Source organism: Ferrovibrio terrae (assembly GCF_007197755.1).
Taxonomy (GTDB): Bacteria; Pseudomonadota; Alphaproteobacteria; order Ferrovibrionales; family Ferrovibrionaceae; genus Ferrovibrio; species Ferrovibrio terrae.
This window is the reverse complement of the sequence record NZ_CP041636.1, coordinates 3,753,312-3,769,184: the sequence shown is the minus strand read 5'-3', so window position 1 is coordinate 3,769,184 and position 15,873 is coordinate 3,753,312. Positions and strand designations below refer to the sequence as shown.

Below are 15,873 nucleotides of genomic sequence, written 5' to 3'. Positions count from 1 at the left end.
TCGGCGTTTTCGCAACTGCGGTACGGGTCTTAGATAGCTTCTGAGCGGGCTTCTTCACAAATCGAGTATAGCCAAACGCGCTTTTTGACGGTAGGTTTGGCTTTCATGTTACCGGTAACATTTTTTACGACCAGCCCACACCGGTGTAAAATCAATCGAGTTCTGACCAGCAACAGAGTCCGCCCCATGTCCATGATCGACCTGCATGCCAAGCGCCTGATCGGGCCCGTGATCCGTCTTCACCCGGACGACAACACCGTCGTCGCCCGCATCGATGTGGTGCCCGGCATCCCCGTGGAAGGCGATAACCGGCATCCCGGCTTCCTGATCCGCGACAAGACGCTGGCCGGCTACAAGATCGCCGCCGAAGACATCAGGAAGGGTGACCCGATCCGCAAGTACAATGTCACCGTCGGCTTCGCCAAGGACGACATCCAGACCGGCAGCATGCTGCACAGTCACAACACCGAGTTCCGCGAATTCGACCGCGACTATGCCTATGCCCAGGATTACCGGGCGGTGGAGATGCTACCCGAGGCGCAGCGCGCCACCTTCCAGGGCATCGTGCGGCCCGATGGCCGGGTCGGCACGCGCAACTTCGTCGGCATTGTCTCGACGGTGAACTGCTCGGCCACGGTGGTGCATGCCATCGCCCGGCACTTCACCGAGGAGCGTCTGGCAGAATATCCGAATATCGATGGCGTGGTGGCCTTCAGCCATGCGCTGGGCTGCGGCATGGAGATGACCGGCGAGGCGATGCAACTGCTGCGCCGGACGCTGGGTGGTTATGTGCGCCATGCCAATCTGGCTGCCGTGCTGGTGATCGGCCTGGGTTGCGAGCGCAACCAGATCGGCGGCCTGATGGAAGAACAGGGACTGGAGCGTAGCGACAGCCTCGTCACTTTCGTGATGCAGGATACGGGCGGCACCCGCAAGACCATCGAAGCCGGCATTGAGGCCGTGAAGCGCATCCTGCCCAAGGCGAACGATGTGACGCGCAGCACCGTGTCGGCCAGCCACATTACAGTGGGCCTGCAATGCGGCGGCTCGGACGGATTCTCGTCGATCACCGCCAATCCGGCGCTGGGCGCGGCGATGGATATCCTGGTCCGTCATGGCGGCACGGCGATCCTGTCTGAAACGCCGGAGCTTTATGGCGTCGAACACACGCTGACGCGCCGCGCGGTGACGCAACAGGTCGGCGAGAAGCTGATCGAGCGCATTCGCTGGTGGAAAGACGTCTATGCCGTCGGTCGCGACGTGCAGATCAACGGCGTGGTCAGTCCGGGCAACCAGGCTGGCGGCCTGGCCAATATCTTCGAGAAGTCGCTCGGCTCATCCATGAAAGGCGGCACCGGGCCGCTGATGGATGTCTACAAATACGCCGAACCGGTAACGACCAAGGGCCTCGTCATCATGGATACACCCGGCTACGACCCATGTTCGGCCACCGGGCAGATCGCCGGCGGCGCCAACATCATCGCCTTCACCACCGGTCGCGGTTCGGCCTTTGGCGCCAAGCCGGTGCCGTCGCTGAAACTTGCCACCAATTCGCCGATGTACCGTCGTCTGGAAGAGGACATGGACATCAACTGCGGCCAGATCCTCGACGGCACGAGGTCAATGCAGGAAATGGGGCAGGAGATTTTCGAACATATCCTGCGCACCGCGTCGGGCGAGAAGAGCAAGAGCGAGCTTCTCGGCGTCGGCGACCACGAATTCGTACCCTGGCAGATCGGCATCGTGGGGTAGCGAAAGGAGCCTGGTCGGCAATCGTTAAAATTAACTGGCCTGGGTGAGTATCCGGCGCGCCTCTCGGGTGGCAGATACCCGCAGGGTGAAATCTGATTTCAACTATTAAGTGCGGCAAGGGCCGGAATCTGTGTCCGTCAGGGCCCAGATTATTGTTTTTATACTGCTGCGGTTGCGGCCGGGATTCTACACTCCGGCATGCTTTTTGCCGCGACCAGACAACAGCCCCGCCTGTTGCGCTACCTGCATGCCGCCAACCGCTGGCTCGGCCGTTGCCATGTCGCGCTTGCGACGGCAATCCTGGTGGGGTTTTGCGCCCTCGGCACACAGATACTGCTGGTCCTCTGCGGCGAAATCTTTGCGCAGCCGCTGAACGGCAAGATGTTCACGATCTGCGGCATCATCACCATCCTGGTCGCCACGCCGGTGATCCTGCATGCGCAGATGATGCTGCGGGCACAGCGCACCGCGCGCTACCGGCTGAAGATGATGACTCGCGAACTGGCCATCGCCCTGCACAATGCCGAGGACGTCAATAATTCCCGCGCGGCGCAGTTCGCCAATATGAGCCATGAATTGCGCACACCGATGAACGCCATCGTCGGCTTCTCGGATATCCTGCGTCATCAGCGTTTCGGCCCGATGCAGAATGCGCGCTACCTCGAATTCGCGGGCGACATCAACGACAGCGCCCAGCACCTGCTTGACCTGATCAACAACCTGCTCGATCTGGCCAAGCTGGAAGCCGGCGGGTTCGATGCCCGCGACGCCGAAGCCATCGAAGTGGAGGACGGCATTGAAATGGCGATCCGCCTGTTGCGTCCACTGGCAACGCAGCAACAGGTTCAGGTCAAGGTCGAGATCGCTACCCCGGGCCTGCACATCATGGCGATCGAGCGGATGTTGCGCCAGATCCTGATCAACCTTCTGTCCAACGCGATCAAGTTCACACCGCCGCAGGGGCAGGTGACGGTCATGCTGAGCAGCAATGCAGCAGGTGAGGCCGTGGTCGAGATTGGCGATACCGGCATCGGTATGTCGGCGACTGACATCCGCGCCGCATTCATGCCGTTTGGTCAGGTCAACAGCATGCTGAGTCGTAAGCATGTCGGCACCGGTCTAGGCCTGCCGCTGGCCAAGGCGATGGTCGAACTCAATCACGGCCGTCTCGATCTGCACAGCGTGCCGGGGGAGGGGACTACCGTGACGTTGGTCTTCCCCGCGTTGACGCCCGGCCGCGCTGAGCCACTGCGGCTTGAAGAGCTCGCCGCCCGTGCCGAGGAAGTGCTGTAGGACCAGCGGGCACCGGCCTATGTCTCAGGATTTGTAATCCGGCTCTTCGCGATCCAGAATGCGCTGCAGGCTCAGCAGATGCAGGCGGGCTGACTCATCGTCGCCAGCGCGCATCTGCTCATAGGTCGCCTGCGCGATGTGTTTCGGCACCGGCTTCAGTTTTCGCCCGGTGCTTTCGGCCAGCAGCTGGGCCTGACAGGCGCGTTCCAGGTAATAGAGATCGTCCCAGGCCTCGGCGATGGTCTTGCCCAGCACCATCACGCCATGATGCATCATGAAAATAATGTCGGCATCGCCCACCGAGGCCGCAATGCGATCGCCTTCAGTATTGTCGAGCGCCAGGCCGTTATAGTCGTGGTCGACTCTGGTGCGGCCGTAGAATTTCAGCGACGACTGGCCGGCGAAAGCCAGCGGCTCGCCTTCGACCATGCACAGAGCCGTGGCATGCGGCATATGCGTGTGAAGCGCGACGCGGGCACGCGGCACGTTCTTGTGCATGCGGCCATGGATGAAGAAGGCGGTGGCTTCCGGGATACCGTGACCAGCGACGACATTGCCATGGAAGTCGCAGACCACCAGATTGGAGGCGGTCACCTCACTGAAGGCAAAGCCGTAGGGATTGACCAGGAAGAGGTCGTCATGGCCAGGCAGCATGGCCGAGAAGTGGTTGCAGATACCCTCATGCAGGCCGAGCCTTGCCGCCATGCGAAAGCAGGTGGCAAGGTCGATGCGGGCCTGGCGAATCTCCGGCGTGTCGAGGTCCGGGCGGTTATGGCCACTGTGAATGGCTGGGGCGGGCGTGAAGGCATGGGCCATGGGGCGGCTCCGGTAAAAAATTTCACCGCAGTTTCCCATTTTCATCATTTCCGCGAAAGCGGGAATCCAAAATGAACCGGTGCAATTCCACGATTGAAGCGTGGCGGCGCATCCATCACACTGGCCGCATCGGCGCGACTGGCGAGACAAGGTGGTTCCACCGGGGAGCGCGGATTCTGCCGCGCCGCTCGCCTGGGCATCAAAACATTCTGACCTTGTTCCAACCGGGAGGCCGTCATGTCCCTGCAGATCGGTTTTGTGCTGTTTCCGAACCTGACCCAGCTTGACCTCACCGGGCCGTGGGAGGTGTTTTCCAAGCTGCCCGGCGCAACCTGCCACCTGCTGGCACCAGATATGCAGCCGGTGAAGAGCAGCAGTGCCGGCCTCACCATCCTGCCGACCACGACCTATGCCGACTGCCCGCAGCTCGACATCGTCTGCGTTCCCGGCGGGCCGGGGCATCTTCAGGTCATGGAAGACGCTGCCACGCTGAAGTTCCTCAACGCACAGGCGCCGGGCTGCCGCTATGTCACGGCAGTCTGCACCGGCGCACTGGTACTGGCGGCGGCCGGGCTGCTCAAAGGCTATCGCGCAACCACGCACTGGATGTCGATCGAACGCCTTGCGACGTTTGGCGCGATACCGGTGTCTGAACGCGTCGTCACCGACCGCAACCGCGTGACCGGAGGTGGCGTCACGGCCGGGATCGATTTCGGTTTGGTGCTGGTGCAGGCACTGGCGGGCGAGCAGGCGGCGCGGGAAATCCAATTGCAGATCGAATACGAGCCGCAGCCGCCCTATGGCGGGTCGCCGGCCACGGCCGATCCGGCAACGGTAGAAAGCTTACGCGGAAAGCTCGGACCCTATGCGACCATGATGCAGGAGGTCGACGCCCGCGCCCTGGCCAGACTTAACGGGCCAGACTGAAAGGGTGACGACCATGGAAACCATCACCCGCAATCCGACCAAAGGCGTCTATGCCGCCACGCCGGACTACATTCATGCGCTGGAAGTGCGCAATCCGTCACGCTTCCTCTATGTCGCCGGCACGATGGGACTGGATGAAAGCGGCGCGGCCGGCAAGACGCTGGACGAGCAACTGGCGCTGATCTGGAACAACCTGCGCGCCATTCTGGCCAGCGCCGACATGACGGTGGACAATATCGTCCGCATCACCAGCTATCTGCGCGATCCGGCCTATGTCGAGGCCAATCAGAACGCGCGTGTCGCCGCACTGAAGGGCCGCGTGGTGCCGACGACCGCCATCGTGGTGCAGACGCTGGTACCGGAATGGCTGGTGGAGCTGGAGATCGTGGCGGCTGGCTAGCCCAGGTTCATCTATTCCCGGCCCATCGCCGTCTTTTCGGCGGCGACGATGTCCTTCTCGGTGAACAGGTATTCCTTGAGCTGTTCCTGGAAGTGCTCGTCGTTGCGGCGCAGCCATTCCAGTGCCATCGCGGCATGCTCGATCTCTTCGCGCATGTTGTGCAGCAGAATGGCTTTGAGCGACTCGTCTTCGCAGTCGTCGGCGCGCTGACGATACCAGTCGACCGCTTCCAACTCCTCCATCAGTGAGACGATGGCGTGATGCATCGAGATCGTCTTTTTCGAAAGACGTTCGCGTGGGGCATGCAGGGATTCGCTGGCCATGGGCACTCCTCAGACGTCTTGGGGCAGGCTGGGAGTAAATGGCGGAAGGCCGCGAAAGTTCCGGTCAGAAAGCTCTCGTCGCCCCGATTGGCATCACATCGGCTTCGCCTGGCGCATAGCCTGCGGCAGCCGCACCCGCGCGCAGGCGGTCCGGCGCCTCGAAAGGTGGTTCATTGCTGAGCACAACCGTGCCCCAGTGCATGCCGATCACGCGCCGCGCGCCAACATCCCGGGCCAACTGGGCAGCCTGTTCGGGCGTGGTGTGGCTGCTGCGCATGATGGTCTGCGGTTCATAGGCGCCGATGCCGATGAAGGCGGTGTCGAACGGGCCGAGCTTCCTGCCGATTTCGCGGAAGACCGTGCCATATGTGGTGTCGCCCGAGAAATACAATTTGCGGCCGCCGGCCGCATAGGTAAAACCGGCCCAGAGCGTGCGGTTGCCGTCGAACAGGCCGCGGCGTGAAAAATGCACCGCAGGCGTTACCGTCACGAGGACACCCTTGCGCTCGATGCTGTCGTACCAGTCGAGTTCGGTCACATCGGTATAGTCGGAGTCGCGGAAATACACGCCGAGACCAAGCGGCACCACCACGCTGATCCTGTCTTTGTTTGGAATCGCCGCGATAGCTTTCAGGTCGAGGTGGTCGTAGTGATTGTGGCTCAGCGTCAGAATATCGATGGGCGGCAGCTCAGCCGGTGACAGGGCGGACGGCACGTAGCGTTTCGGTCCGAAGGCATTGAACGGTCCGGCGACCTCAGACAGATAGGGGTCGGTCAGGATGGTGGCGCCGCCGAGTTTGATCAGGAAAGCAGCATGGCCGAGCCAGGTGTAGCTGTCGGCGTTATGATGGCGCTGCAGCCCGGCCAAGACTTCGGCCTTAGGCAATACATGGCCCTCGGGCACCGTCACGATGTCGAAGCCCTTCCACATCATGCCCCAGAAAAACGGAATTCGGTCACCGAGCGTCGCTGGCGCCGGCGGATTGTCGTTATAGGGATTGCGGAAGCGTCCGTCGGCCAGGTGATGGGCAGGCTTGTTCGGCATCGGTATCTCGGTGCTGGAAGCGCAGCCGGTCAGTGCCAGGAGTGGCAGTAATGGCAGGGAGAGCAGGTGGCGGCGCATGGTGCTTACGAGATTAGATTGCCCCGATGGGCCCGCAAGATGGGTGTGTGAACGGCCAGTGACGGCCGTCACGTCAGTTGCCGAGGGGATCAGTTCCGCCAGAAAGAGCGGCTGAACGGGATCAGCAGGATCAGGATTTCCAGTCGCCCGGCCAACATGCCGAACGACATCAGCCATTTTACACCGGCCGGCACTTCCTTGAAGGTGCAGCAGGGGCCGCTGTTGGGGCCGAGGCCGGGGCCGACGTTACCCAGCGCGGTGGCTGCCGCACCGAGGCTTTCGGTGAAATTCAGTCCGAAGGCCGAAATTGCCAGCATCAGCATCACAAGCAGCAGCAGGTAGGTGAATATATAGGTGGCGACACCAGTGCGAATGGCATCAGACACCGTGTCGCCATTGAAGGTGACGCGGAAAGCGCCATGCGGATAAATCTGGCGCCGCACCTGCATGCGCAGGGTTTTGAGCATGATCAGAACACGAAAGACCTTGATGCCACCCACCGTCGATCCGGTGCAGCCGCCGATCAGCATCAGCAGGAAGGCAACCGTTTCGGGAAAGCCGCCCCAGAGCGAGTAATCGTGACCGGTGAAGCCGGAGGTCGTGATCGTGGCGACCACGGCAAAGGCGGCACTGCGGATGGCTTCCCAGACCCCAAGGTCCTCATGCACCAGCCGCCACAGCGCGATCATCGCGGTAGACGCGGCAATAATGGCGAGAAACAGGCGCACCTGCTCGTCACGCCACAGCATCTCGGGCCGGCCGTAGGTGGCAAGGATGTAGAGGCCGAAGGGCATGGCGCCGAGCATCATGAAGACGACGGCCACCCATTCGATGGCCGCGCTCTCGAAAAAGCCAAAACCGGCGTCGTGGGTGGAATAGCCGCCGGTGGCGAGCGCCGTCATGGCATGGTTGATGGCATCGAAGAAGCTCATCCCCGCCACCCAGAAGGCGAAAGTGCAGGCGAAGGTAAGGAGCGCGTAAATAACGCCGATCTGCTTCACCACTTCAGTGATGCGTGGCAGAAACTTGCTGGAATTGGGCGACAGGTCGAGGCTGAACAGCTGCAGGCCACCGATGCGCAGGAAAGGCAGCGCCAGCACGGCAATGGTGACGACGCCAAACCCGCCGATCCACATCAGCAGCGAGCGCCACATCAGCAGGCCGCGCGGCAGGTCATCCAGTCCGACAATTACGGTGGAGCCGGTGTTGGTCAGGCCGGAAACAGCTTCGAAGACCGCATCGGCCAATGGCATCTGCAGTTCCGACAGCATGAAGGGCACCGCGCTCACCAGGCTGACAGTCAGCCAGGTGGCCGGCAGCAGCAGCAGCGTCTCGTTCAGGGTGATCTTCTGGCCGCGGTCGTAAGTGGCAAAGGCCAGGCCAGCGCCGAGGAACAGCGTGCCGGTGGCGCAGACCAGGAAGACGGCGTAGTCCTCGTGGTCATCAGCGATGTCGACCAGCATCGGCGCCAGCATGGCAAAGCCGATACAGCAGCTGACGACGCCGACGAAAAACATGATCGGTCCGGGTCGGACTGTAATCTTCTGCGGGCTGACGACGGCGTTGCTCATCGGCGCGGAGTGTGGTCGGGCCGCCCCGGAGAATCAAGGGGGCCCGGTGTCAGGCCACAGGTGCTGGGGCGCTCAGGCGCGGCCGTTATAGACCAGCATATGGCCGTTCCGGCAGGACGGGCTGTAGCGGGCGATCAGGTAGCGCGGCCGGGTGCCGACCTCCTGGTTGCGCCGCGCGGTGATCTCTCCGCTCAGGCTGTCGGCCAGGCGCCGGTCGCCGGCCTCACGCAGCGCATTGGCATAGTCCTGCAGCGCCTCGGTGAAGGTGACCGGCTCGTCCGCTTCCAGCTTCAGGCGGCGCACCATGGCGACGCCCTGGGCATAGTAAGGCACCGACTCGGCATAGAGGCGGCGATCGTAGTAGAGCCGCCCCAGTTCAAAAAGCCGGCGCGAGACCTGCGCGCTGGACGGGCCGGAGGTGGACTCTTCCAGTGCCAGCGACGTGAGCAGCAGTTCGCGCGCTTCGTCGAACTTGCAGGCATGGCCCTTCATGCGGCCAAGATTGTACATGGTGAGCGAGAGCAGCGAGGCGGGCACGTGTTCGGTGCCGGCCCAGACCAGTGCGCGGCCGTAATACTCTTCTGCCTGCGGGAAGTCACGCACTGCTTCGGCGCGCGTGCCGGCATCGTGGTAGCGCGCTGTATTCGTGGTGTTGAAATCTTTCGCGCAGCCGCCGGTCAGCAGCAGCGCCAGAATAGCCACAGCCTTGAACCCCGCCCGCATATCACACCATCACCTGCCGCACCCAACCCAAGCCAATGATAGGGGGTGGGGCGTACCGGCGGAAGGTGAAAAAACAGAAACGGGGTAACAGGGCTAGCTGGGTTTTTTCTTGTCCATCCCGATTTTCTTGCCGTTATCCATGCCCTTCTTCTGACCCTGGGCTTTCTTGTCCTTGGCGGCTTTGTCTTTCGCTGCCTTGTCATCCTTCATCGCCTGGCCTTTCTGAGCATTGGCAGGCGGCGCGGCTGGAGTGGCCTGTGCAAAGGCTGCGCCGGCAAGGCCGAGGCTGAACAGGGCGGCGAGAGCGGCGGTGGCGATGGTTTTTTGCTTGGTCATGGCATCCTCCCCTTTAGGGTGAGGCGAATATACTCCCATCCGTTATGCGCGGCAGGCAAAAGAAAGCCCCGCCGGCAGGAACCGGCGGGGCTTGTTGGACACCCGGCTGTGAAGCCGCGGCCCAGGGAAGTACGTCTTCGGTCTTAGACCGAGTAGTACATCGAGAACTCAATCGGATGCGGGGTGTGCTCGAAGGCGTACACCTCGTCCCACTTCAGTTCCATGTAGGAGTCGATGAAGTCGTCGTTGAACACACCACCGGCCTTCAGGAAGGCACGGTCCTTGTCCAGGGCTTCGAGCGCTTCACGCAAGGAACCGCAAACCTGCGGAACCTTCTTCAGCTCTTCAGCCGGCAGGTCATACAGGTTCTTGTCCATGGCCGGGCCGGGATGGATCTTGTTCTTGATGCCATCGAGACCGGCCATCAGCATGGCCGAGTAAGCGAGGTAGGGGTTCGCGCCCGGATCGGGGAAGCGGACCTCAACGCGCTTGGCTTTCTCACCGGCGCCGAACGGGATGCGGCAGGAAGCCGAACGGTTGCGCGCCGAGTAGGCGAGCAGCACCGGGGCTTCGAAGCCGGGGATCAGGCGCTTGTAGCTGTTGGTCAGCGGGTTGGTGAAGGCATTCAGCGCCTTGGCGTGCTTGATGATGCCGCCGATGTAGTACAGCGCCATCTCGCTCAGGCCGGCATACTTGTTGCCGGCGAACATCGGCTTGCCGCCCTTCCAGATCGACTGGTGCACATGCATGCCCGAGCCGTTATCGCCCTTGATGGGCTTCGGCATGAAGGTCGCGGTCTTGCCCCAGGCATGGGCCACGTTGTGCACGCAGTACTTATAGATCTGCATGCTGTCGGCGGACTTCAGCAGGGTCGCGAACTTGACGCCAAGTTCGTGCTGGCTGTTCGCCACCTCGTGGTGGTGCTTCTCGACCGTCACGCCCATGGCGGCGATGGTGGAGAGCATTTCCGAACGCAGGTCTCCGCCCTGATCGAGCGGGGCGACCGGGAAGTAGCCGCCCTTGATCGGCGCGCGGTGGCCCATATTGCCACCTTCGTAAACCTTGCCTGAATTGTAGTCGCCTTCGATGTCGTCCATATAGACGAAGGTTTCGTTCATCGAGGTCTTGAAGCGCACGTCGTCGAAGACGAAGAACTCGGCTTCCGGACCGAAGTAGGCAGTGTCGCCCACCTTGCTGGCCTTCACGAAGGCTTCGGCAGCCTTGGCGATCGAACGCGGGCAGCGGTTATAAGGGGTGCCTTCATGCGGCTCCAGCACGTCGCAGAACAGGATCGCGGTGGTCTGCGCCGAGAACGGGTCCCAGGTCAGGCTGTCGAGGTCCGGCTTCAGCAGCATGTCGGACTCGTTGATCGCCTTCCAGCCGGCGATCGACGAACCGTCGAACATGATGCCTTCCTTCAGGGTCGGCTCATCAATCATGGTGATGTCGAAGGCGACATGCTGCCACTTGCCGCGCGGATCGGTGAAGCGGAAGTCAACGTATTTGGCTTCCTTTTCCTTGAGCTGCTTGATGATGGATTTGGCTTCAGCCATGGCTGTTGTTTCCTGCTAGTTCTTCCCTGGTTGGTAACGACTCACAGAGATCGGGCCCGGGAGAGGGCGGTACTCGATGAGGGTGAGGAGGCGGAGAATTCCTGCTCCGCCGTTAGACCGCTTCCGCGCCCTTTTCACCGGTGCGGATGCGAATCACTTCTTCAACGGTCGAGATGAAGATCTTGCCGTCACCGATACGGCCGGTGCGGGCCGCCTGCGTGATGGCTTCGACGGCCTTCTCGACCATGGCGTCGTCGAGCACGACCTCGATCTTCACCTTGGGGAGAAAGTCGACAACATACTCGGCGCCGCGATAGAGCTCGGTATGGCCCTTCTGGCGACCAAAACCCTTGGCTTCGGTGACAGTGAGGCCCTGCAGGCCGATCTCGTGGAGCGCTTCCTTCACTTCGTCGAGCTTGAAAGGCTTGATGATGGCTTCGATCTTTTTCATGGGTGCGACAACACTTTGTCTGAATTGAATGACGGGTTCAGATATGCACGCTCTGTGCCAGCATTAACCCGGCCTTAACGTGCAGGATTCCCGCTACAGACGGGGGTGTGGATAAGTGTGCAGGGGCTGTTTGATCATTTTTTATACTCTTTGGACAAAAAGCAGGCAATTTTATGCCCATTGTTTCGGCTTGACCTGACTGAGAAACGTCGCGATGCGCTCCAGGGCTTCGGAGATGGCCTGATCCGAGGCAGCGAAAGACAGCCGGATATACCCCTCGCCATGGCTGCCAAAGCTGGTGCCGGCGATGGTGGCGACGCCGGCCTGCTCCAGCAGGCCGTCCTGCATCTGCCGGGCATTCAGTCCGGTCCCGGTGATGTTGGGGAAGGCATAGAAGGCGCCCTCGGGTTTGATGCAGGACATGCCCGGAATCTTGTTCAGCCCGGCGACGCAGAGGTCGCGGCGTCGGCGGAAGGCCAGGCGCATTTCCTCGACGGCGTCCTGCGGACCGGTCAGCGCCGCGATGCCGGCGAACTGCGTCGGGGCGTTGACGCAGGAATGGGTGTTGATCGCCAGCTTGGTGGCCAGCTCGGCCAGCCGCGACGGCCACAGGCCCCAGCCCAGACGCCAGCCGGTCATGGCATAGGTCTTCGACCAGCCCTCCAGGATGATCAGCCGGTCGGCCAACTGGTCGAGATAGGGGATGAAGCTTGCATACGTGCCGTCGCCATCCAGCACCAGCCGCGAATAGATCTCGTCGGCCATGATGGTGACATGCGGGAAGCGCTGCAGCCCTTCGACCAGTTTCTTCACTTCAGAGGCCGGCGCGACGCCGCCGGTCGGGTTGGCCGGCGAGTTGACGATCAGCAACCGCGTCTGTGGCGTGATGCGCGCCAGCAGGTCCTCCGCGCGGAAGGCGAAGCCGTTTTTTTCCAGCAGCGGATAGCCGGCGAGTTTCGCGCCAGTGTAATTGACGAGAGATTCGTAAATCGGGAAACCGGGATCGGGATACATGATCTCGGCGCCGGGCTCGCCGAACATTTCGATGGCGGTAGCCATCGTCACCTTGCCGCCCGGCACAATCACGATGCGATCGGGTGAGACATTCACCTTGTAGCGGCCAGCGATCTCGGCGCAGACAGCTTCGCGCAACGGGAGAATGCCGTTGGCCGGCGTATAGCCGTGATGGCCGTCGCGCAGTGCCTTGATCGCGGCTTCGACCACATGCGGCGGTGTGGGGAAATCGGGCTGGCCAATGCCAAGGTTGATGATGCTCTTGCCCTGGGCCTCCAGCGCCTTGGCGCGCGCCAGAACCTCGAACGCGCTTTCCGAACCCAGACGCGACATCCGCGCGGCAATCTGCATGCTTTCCTCCCGTTCAGGCTTTCCCTGCTTATGACGGGATTCCGTCGGCCAAACAAGGCGGTGCAGTGCAAAACGCCGCGCCTGGTGCTGGGGCTCGTCATTCGGCAGGACAAGCCGGGCGGCAGGCTTGCGAGGCCGCGCCGGCTTGCCTAGTGTCCTTTGCCTCATACAGAGGAACCTCGGAAATGCTGTTCGACGTCCGCACCTATTCCTGCCGCCCCGGCACCATCAAGCTGCAGCTTGAACTCTACGAGAAGCTGGGTTTCACGCCGCAGACCCGCCATCTCGGCCAGCCCGTTGCCTTCCTGGTCACCGAGACCGGACCGATCAACACCTATATCCATATCTGGGCCTATGAGAGCGCCGCCGATCGCGAGACCAAGCGCGCCGGGATGCAGGCCGACCCGGACTGGCAGGCCTTCCTGAAGGCCAGTGCCGAAGCCGGGTATCTGACCGGCCAGCAGACCCAGCTGATGACCCCGGCGAGCTTCTTCAAGTTCAAGCGCTAATCATCCAGCAGAGAGTTCCGGTTATGAAACGCAGTGGTGGTCAGATCCTGGTCGAGCAGTTGCGCCTGCATGGCGTTGACATGGCCTTCGGCGTGCCGGGCGAGAGTTTCCTCGCCGTGCTGGATGCGATGCACGATCACACCAACCACATGAAGTTCGTGATCTGCCGACAGGAAGGCGGCGCCGCCATGATGGCGGATGCCTATGGCAAGACCACCGGCAAGCCGGGCATCTGCATGGTGACGCGCGGTCCGGGCGCGACCAATGCTTCGGCTGGTGTGCATGTCGCGTACCAGGATTCCACGCCGATGATCCTGTTCATCGGCCAGGTCGGTCGTGACATGATCGAGCGCGAGGCCTTCCAGGAAGTCGACTACCGCCGCATGTTCGGCCAGATGGCCAAGTGGGTGGCGCAGATCGACGACGCCGCGCGCATCCCTGAATTCATCAGCCGGGCGTTTTCGGTGGCGATGTCGGGCCGGCGCGGGCCTGTGGTGCTGGCGCTGCCGGAAGACATGCTGACTGATGTGGTCGAGTGTGCCGATGGTCGCGCGATCATTCCGGCCGAGGCGCATCCCTCGATGGAGCAGATGGCGCAGCTCAAGGCCATGCTGCAGGATGCGAAGAAGCCTTTCATGGTCGTGGGCGGCAGTGGCTGGAGCGAACGCGTGCGCGAGCAGGTGCAGGAATGGGCCGGCGCGTCGGACATTTCCGTCGGCGCGGTGTTCCGCCGCCAGGATTATATCGACAACGACTGGCCGAACTATGTCGGCGATGTCGGCATCGGCATCAATCCCAAGCTGCAGGCACGCGTGAAAGAGGCAGACCTGCTGCTGGTGATGGGTTCCAAGCTCGGCGAGATGACGACCGGCGGCTACACCATGCTGGGCATTCCGGTGCCGAGCCAGAAGATCGTGCATGTGCATGCCGGCGCCGAAGAACTCAACCGCGTCTATTCCGCCGATCTGCCGATCCATGCCAGCAACGCCGCCTTCGCCGCAGCGCTGACCAAGATGGGGCCGCTGGACGGCAAGGCCTGGGCGGCAGCCACGAAACAGTCGCGCGTCGACTATGAAGCCTGGCAGGCACCGGTGACCTCGCCGGGCGACGTGCAGATGTCGCAGATCATGAAGTGGCTTGACGAAACGCTGCCTGCCGATGCGGTCTTCTGCAATGGCGCCGGCAACTACGCCACCTGGATCCACCGCTTTCATCGCTATCGTCGCCACAGCGACCAGCTCGCGCCGACCTCGGGCTCGATGGGCTACGGTCTGCCGGCGGCAGTCGCGGCCAAGCTGGTCAATCCGCAGCGCACGGTCGTCGCATTTGCTGGCGATGGCTGCTTCCTGATGACCGGCCAGGAATTCGCAACAGCCTTGCAATATGGCGCCAACATCATTGCCATCGTCGTGAACAATGGCATGTATGGCACCATCCGCATGCATCAGGAGCGCGAGTATCCGGCGCGGATCAGTGGCACGGAATTGCGTAATCCCGATTTCGCGGCTTATGCGCGTGCCTTCGGCGGCCATGGCGAGACGGTGGAGCGCACGGAAGACTTTGCGGCAGCTTTCGAACGTGCGCAGAAAAGCGGCAAGCCGGCGATCATCGAGATCAAGCTCGATCCCGAAGCACTGACGCCGCGCCAGACTTTGAGCCAGATCCGCGATGCCGGCATCCAGGCCAAGACGCATCATAGCGACCGGTGAGTGGTGACGGCCTGCCGGCCGTCACTTCTTCACATTCACCAGCACCACGCCGCCAAGCGCGAGCGCGCCGCCGATCAGGCCGAGCGTCGTCGGCACCTCGTTGAGCCAGAGCCAGCCGATCAGCGTCGCCACCGGCGGCACGGCGTAAAGCATGTTGGTGGCGCGCGAGGCTGGCATACGGGCCAGCACCATCGCCCAGGTGCCGTAGACCACGAAGCTGGGGATGGCGGCGAGATAGATGGCGGCGAAGATCGCATCAGGCGATGCCACCTGCATCTGAACCACGCCGTCATACAGCATGGGCGACAGCATCAGCGCACCGATCACGATATTCCAGGCGGCCACCGTCAGCGGCTTGTGGCGGGCAAACAGCGGCTTCTGCACGATGCTGTTGATCGCGGTGCAGAAAGTGGCGCCCAGCACCAGAAGAATCCCGCTGTCGAAGTCGAAGCCGGTGAGCTTGCCAACAGCGATGAATCCGACACCGAGGAAAGACAGCGCGGTGCCGAGCCAGGCGTAAAGACCAAACCGTTCATTCAGGAAGGCCATGGCCAGCAGCGCGGTCAGGATCGGATTGACGTTGATGATGAAGCTGGCAGCCGCCGCGGGCACCGTGCGCTGGCCCAGGTTGAGCAGCGCCGTATAGAGCGCGACGAAGACTACGCCACCGAAGGCAAAACGCCAGGCATCGCGCCAGCCCGGCAAGGCGGGCCGGGTGACGGCGAGGAAGATCGCGGCCGGCACGGCGGCGATGCCGAAGCGCAACGCGCCCAGCTCCAGCGCGCCAAAGCCGGTGAGGCCGAGGCGAATGGCCGGGAAGGCGGATGCCCAGCCCAGCACGGTGATCGCCACCAGGGTCAGGGTGGTGACGTCGAGCCGGGATGGGGTCGTACCGGATGGGGCCGGCAGGGCTGGGCAAGCGGTGGTCATGGCGAAAGCTCCTTGAATATCAATGAGCTGGAGGATGGAGCGGGATAAGCTGATTGACAATCGAACAGATAATGGGTCAGCTGTGCGTATGG

General features: G+C 62.3%; 16 protein-coding genes and 1 riboswitch. Of the genes, 6 read left to right on the top strand and 10 right to left on the bottom strand.

Annotated features, from left to right (window positions below; translation table 11 throughout):
- Nucleotides 1-186 precede the first annotated feature (186 nt).
- Together FNB15_RS18440 and FNB15_RS18435 are read left to right on the top strand one after the other, a co-directional pair.
- Nucleotides 187-1,752: a UxaA family hydrolase gene (locus FNB15_RS18440; protein WP_221932677.1), complete on the top strand. Its 1,566-nt coding sequence runs from the start codon at nt 187-189 to the stop codon at nt 1,750-1,752.
- Between the two features lie 198 nt (nt 1,753-1,950).
- The gene (locus FNB15_RS18435) at nt 1,951-3,045 is read left to right on the top strand and encodes a sensor histidine kinase (protein ID WP_144258124.1); all 1,095 of its coding nucleotides are present in this window, start codon (nt 1,951-1,953) and stop codon (nt 3,043-3,045) included.
- Nucleotides 3,046-3,069: 24 nt separating this feature from the next.
- Here the strand turns inward: FNB15_RS18435 and FNB15_RS18430 are convergent, their stop codons facing one another.
- Nucleotides 3,070-3,861 (bottom strand): aldolase, encoded by a 792-nt coding sequence (locus FNB15_RS18430; protein WP_144258123.1) that lies wholly within the window; start codon nt 3,859-3,861, stop codon nt 3,070-3,072.
- Between the two features lie 124 nt (nt 3,862-3,985).
- A riboswitch (ZMP/ZTP riboswitch) is annotated at nt 3,986-4,066 on the top strand.
- A 32-nt stretch (nt 4,067-4,098) separates the two neighbouring features.
- Between FNB15_RS18430 and FNB15_RS18425 the strand changes: the two genes are divergently transcribed.
- Both FNB15_RS18425 and FNB15_RS18420 read left to right on the top strand, forming a co-directional pair.
- The gene (locus FNB15_RS18425; protein ID WP_144258122.1) at nt 4,099-4,788 is read left to right on the top strand and encodes a DJ-1/PfpI family protein; all 690 of its coding nucleotides are present in this window, start codon (nt 4,099-4,101) and stop codon (nt 4,786-4,788) included.
- A gap of 13 nt (nt 4,789-4,801) precedes the next feature.
- Entirely contained in the window at nt 4,802-5,188 is a 387-nt protein-coding gene (locus FNB15_RS18420) for a RidA family protein (protein ID WP_144258121.1), read from the top strand.
- Nucleotides 5,189-5,199: 11 nt separating this feature from the next.
- Here FNB15_RS18420 and FNB15_RS18415 read toward each other — a convergent pair whose 3' ends face one another.
- The 8 genes from FNB15_RS18415 to FNB15_RS18380 all read right to left on the bottom strand — a co-directional run bounded on the left by FNB15_RS18415 (nt 5,200) and on the right by FNB15_RS18380 (nt 12,633).
- Nucleotides 5,200-5,511: a ferritin family protein gene (locus tag FNB15_RS18415; protein WP_144258120.1), complete on the bottom strand. Its 312-nt coding sequence runs from the start codon at nt 5,509-5,511 to the stop codon at nt 5,200-5,202.
- A 64-nt stretch (nt 5,512-5,575) separates the two neighbouring features.
- On the bottom strand, nt 5,576-6,556 hold the full coding sequence (locus FNB15_RS18410; protein WP_185973607.1) for an MBL fold metallo-hydrolase: 981 nt from the start codon (nt 6,554-6,556) through the stop codon (nt 5,576-5,578).
- A gap of 167 nt (nt 6,557-6,723) precedes the next feature.
- The gene (locus FNB15_RS18405; RefSeq protein ID WP_185973606.1) at nt 6,724-8,151 is read right to left on the bottom strand and encodes a TrkH family potassium uptake protein; all 1,428 of its coding nucleotides are present in this window, start codon (nt 8,149-8,151) and stop codon (nt 6,724-6,726) included.
- A gap of 126 nt (nt 8,152-8,277) precedes the next feature.
- Nucleotides 8,278-8,907, bottom strand: coding sequence for a tetratricopeptide repeat protein (locus FNB15_RS18400; protein WP_185973605.1), 630 nt, complete (start codon nt 8,905-8,907; stop codon nt 8,278-8,280).
- A gap of 114 nt (nt 8,908-9,021) precedes the next feature.
- A complete protein-coding gene (locus FNB15_RS18395) occupies nt 9,022-9,264 on the bottom strand; it encodes a hypothetical protein (RefSeq protein ID WP_144258116.1) in 243 nt (80 codons plus the stop codon).
- Nucleotides 9,265-9,407: 143 nt separating this feature from the next.
- Nucleotides 9,408-10,817 carry a type I glutamate--ammonia ligase gene (gene glnA / locus FNB15_RS18390; RefSeq protein WP_144258115.1) on the bottom strand — a complete coding sequence of 470 codons (1,410 nt, stop codon included), beginning with the start codon at nt 10,815-10,817 and terminating at the stop codon, nt 9,408-9,410.
- A 112-nt stretch (nt 10,818-10,929) separates the two neighbouring features.
- Nucleotides 10,930-11,268 carry a P-II family nitrogen regulator gene (locus FNB15_RS18385; protein WP_144258114.1) on the bottom strand — a complete coding sequence of 113 codons (339 nt, stop codon included), beginning with the start codon at nt 11,266-11,268 and terminating at the stop codon, nt 10,930-10,932.
- A 171-nt stretch (nt 11,269-11,439) separates the two neighbouring features.
- Nucleotides 11,440-12,633, bottom strand: a complete 1,194-nt coding sequence (locus FNB15_RS18380; RefSeq protein ID WP_144258113.1) for a pyridoxal phosphate-dependent aminotransferase — start codon at nt 12,631-12,633, stop codon at nt 11,440-11,442.
- Nucleotides 12,634-12,818: 185 nt separating this feature from the next.
- Between FNB15_RS18380 and FNB15_RS18375 the strand changes: the two genes are divergently transcribed.
- Nucleotides 12,819-13,142: an NIPSNAP family protein gene (locus tag FNB15_RS18375; protein WP_144258112.1), complete on the top strand. Its 324-nt coding sequence runs from the start codon at nt 12,819-12,821 to the stop codon at nt 13,140-13,142.
- 23 nt (nt 13,143-13,165) lie between these two features.
- Nucleotides 13,166-14,851, top strand: a complete 1,686-nt coding sequence (locus FNB15_RS18370) for a thiamine pyrophosphate-binding protein (protein WP_144258111.1) — start codon at nt 13,166-13,168, stop codon at nt 14,849-14,851.
- Between the two features lie 21 nt (nt 14,852-14,872).
- Here the strand turns inward: FNB15_RS18370 and FNB15_RS18365 are convergent, their stop codons facing one another.
- Entirely contained in the window at nt 14,873-15,781 is a 909-nt protein-coding gene (locus FNB15_RS18365; protein WP_144258110.1) for a DMT family transporter, read from the bottom strand.
- Nucleotides 15,782-15,873: the final 92 nt, after the last annotated feature.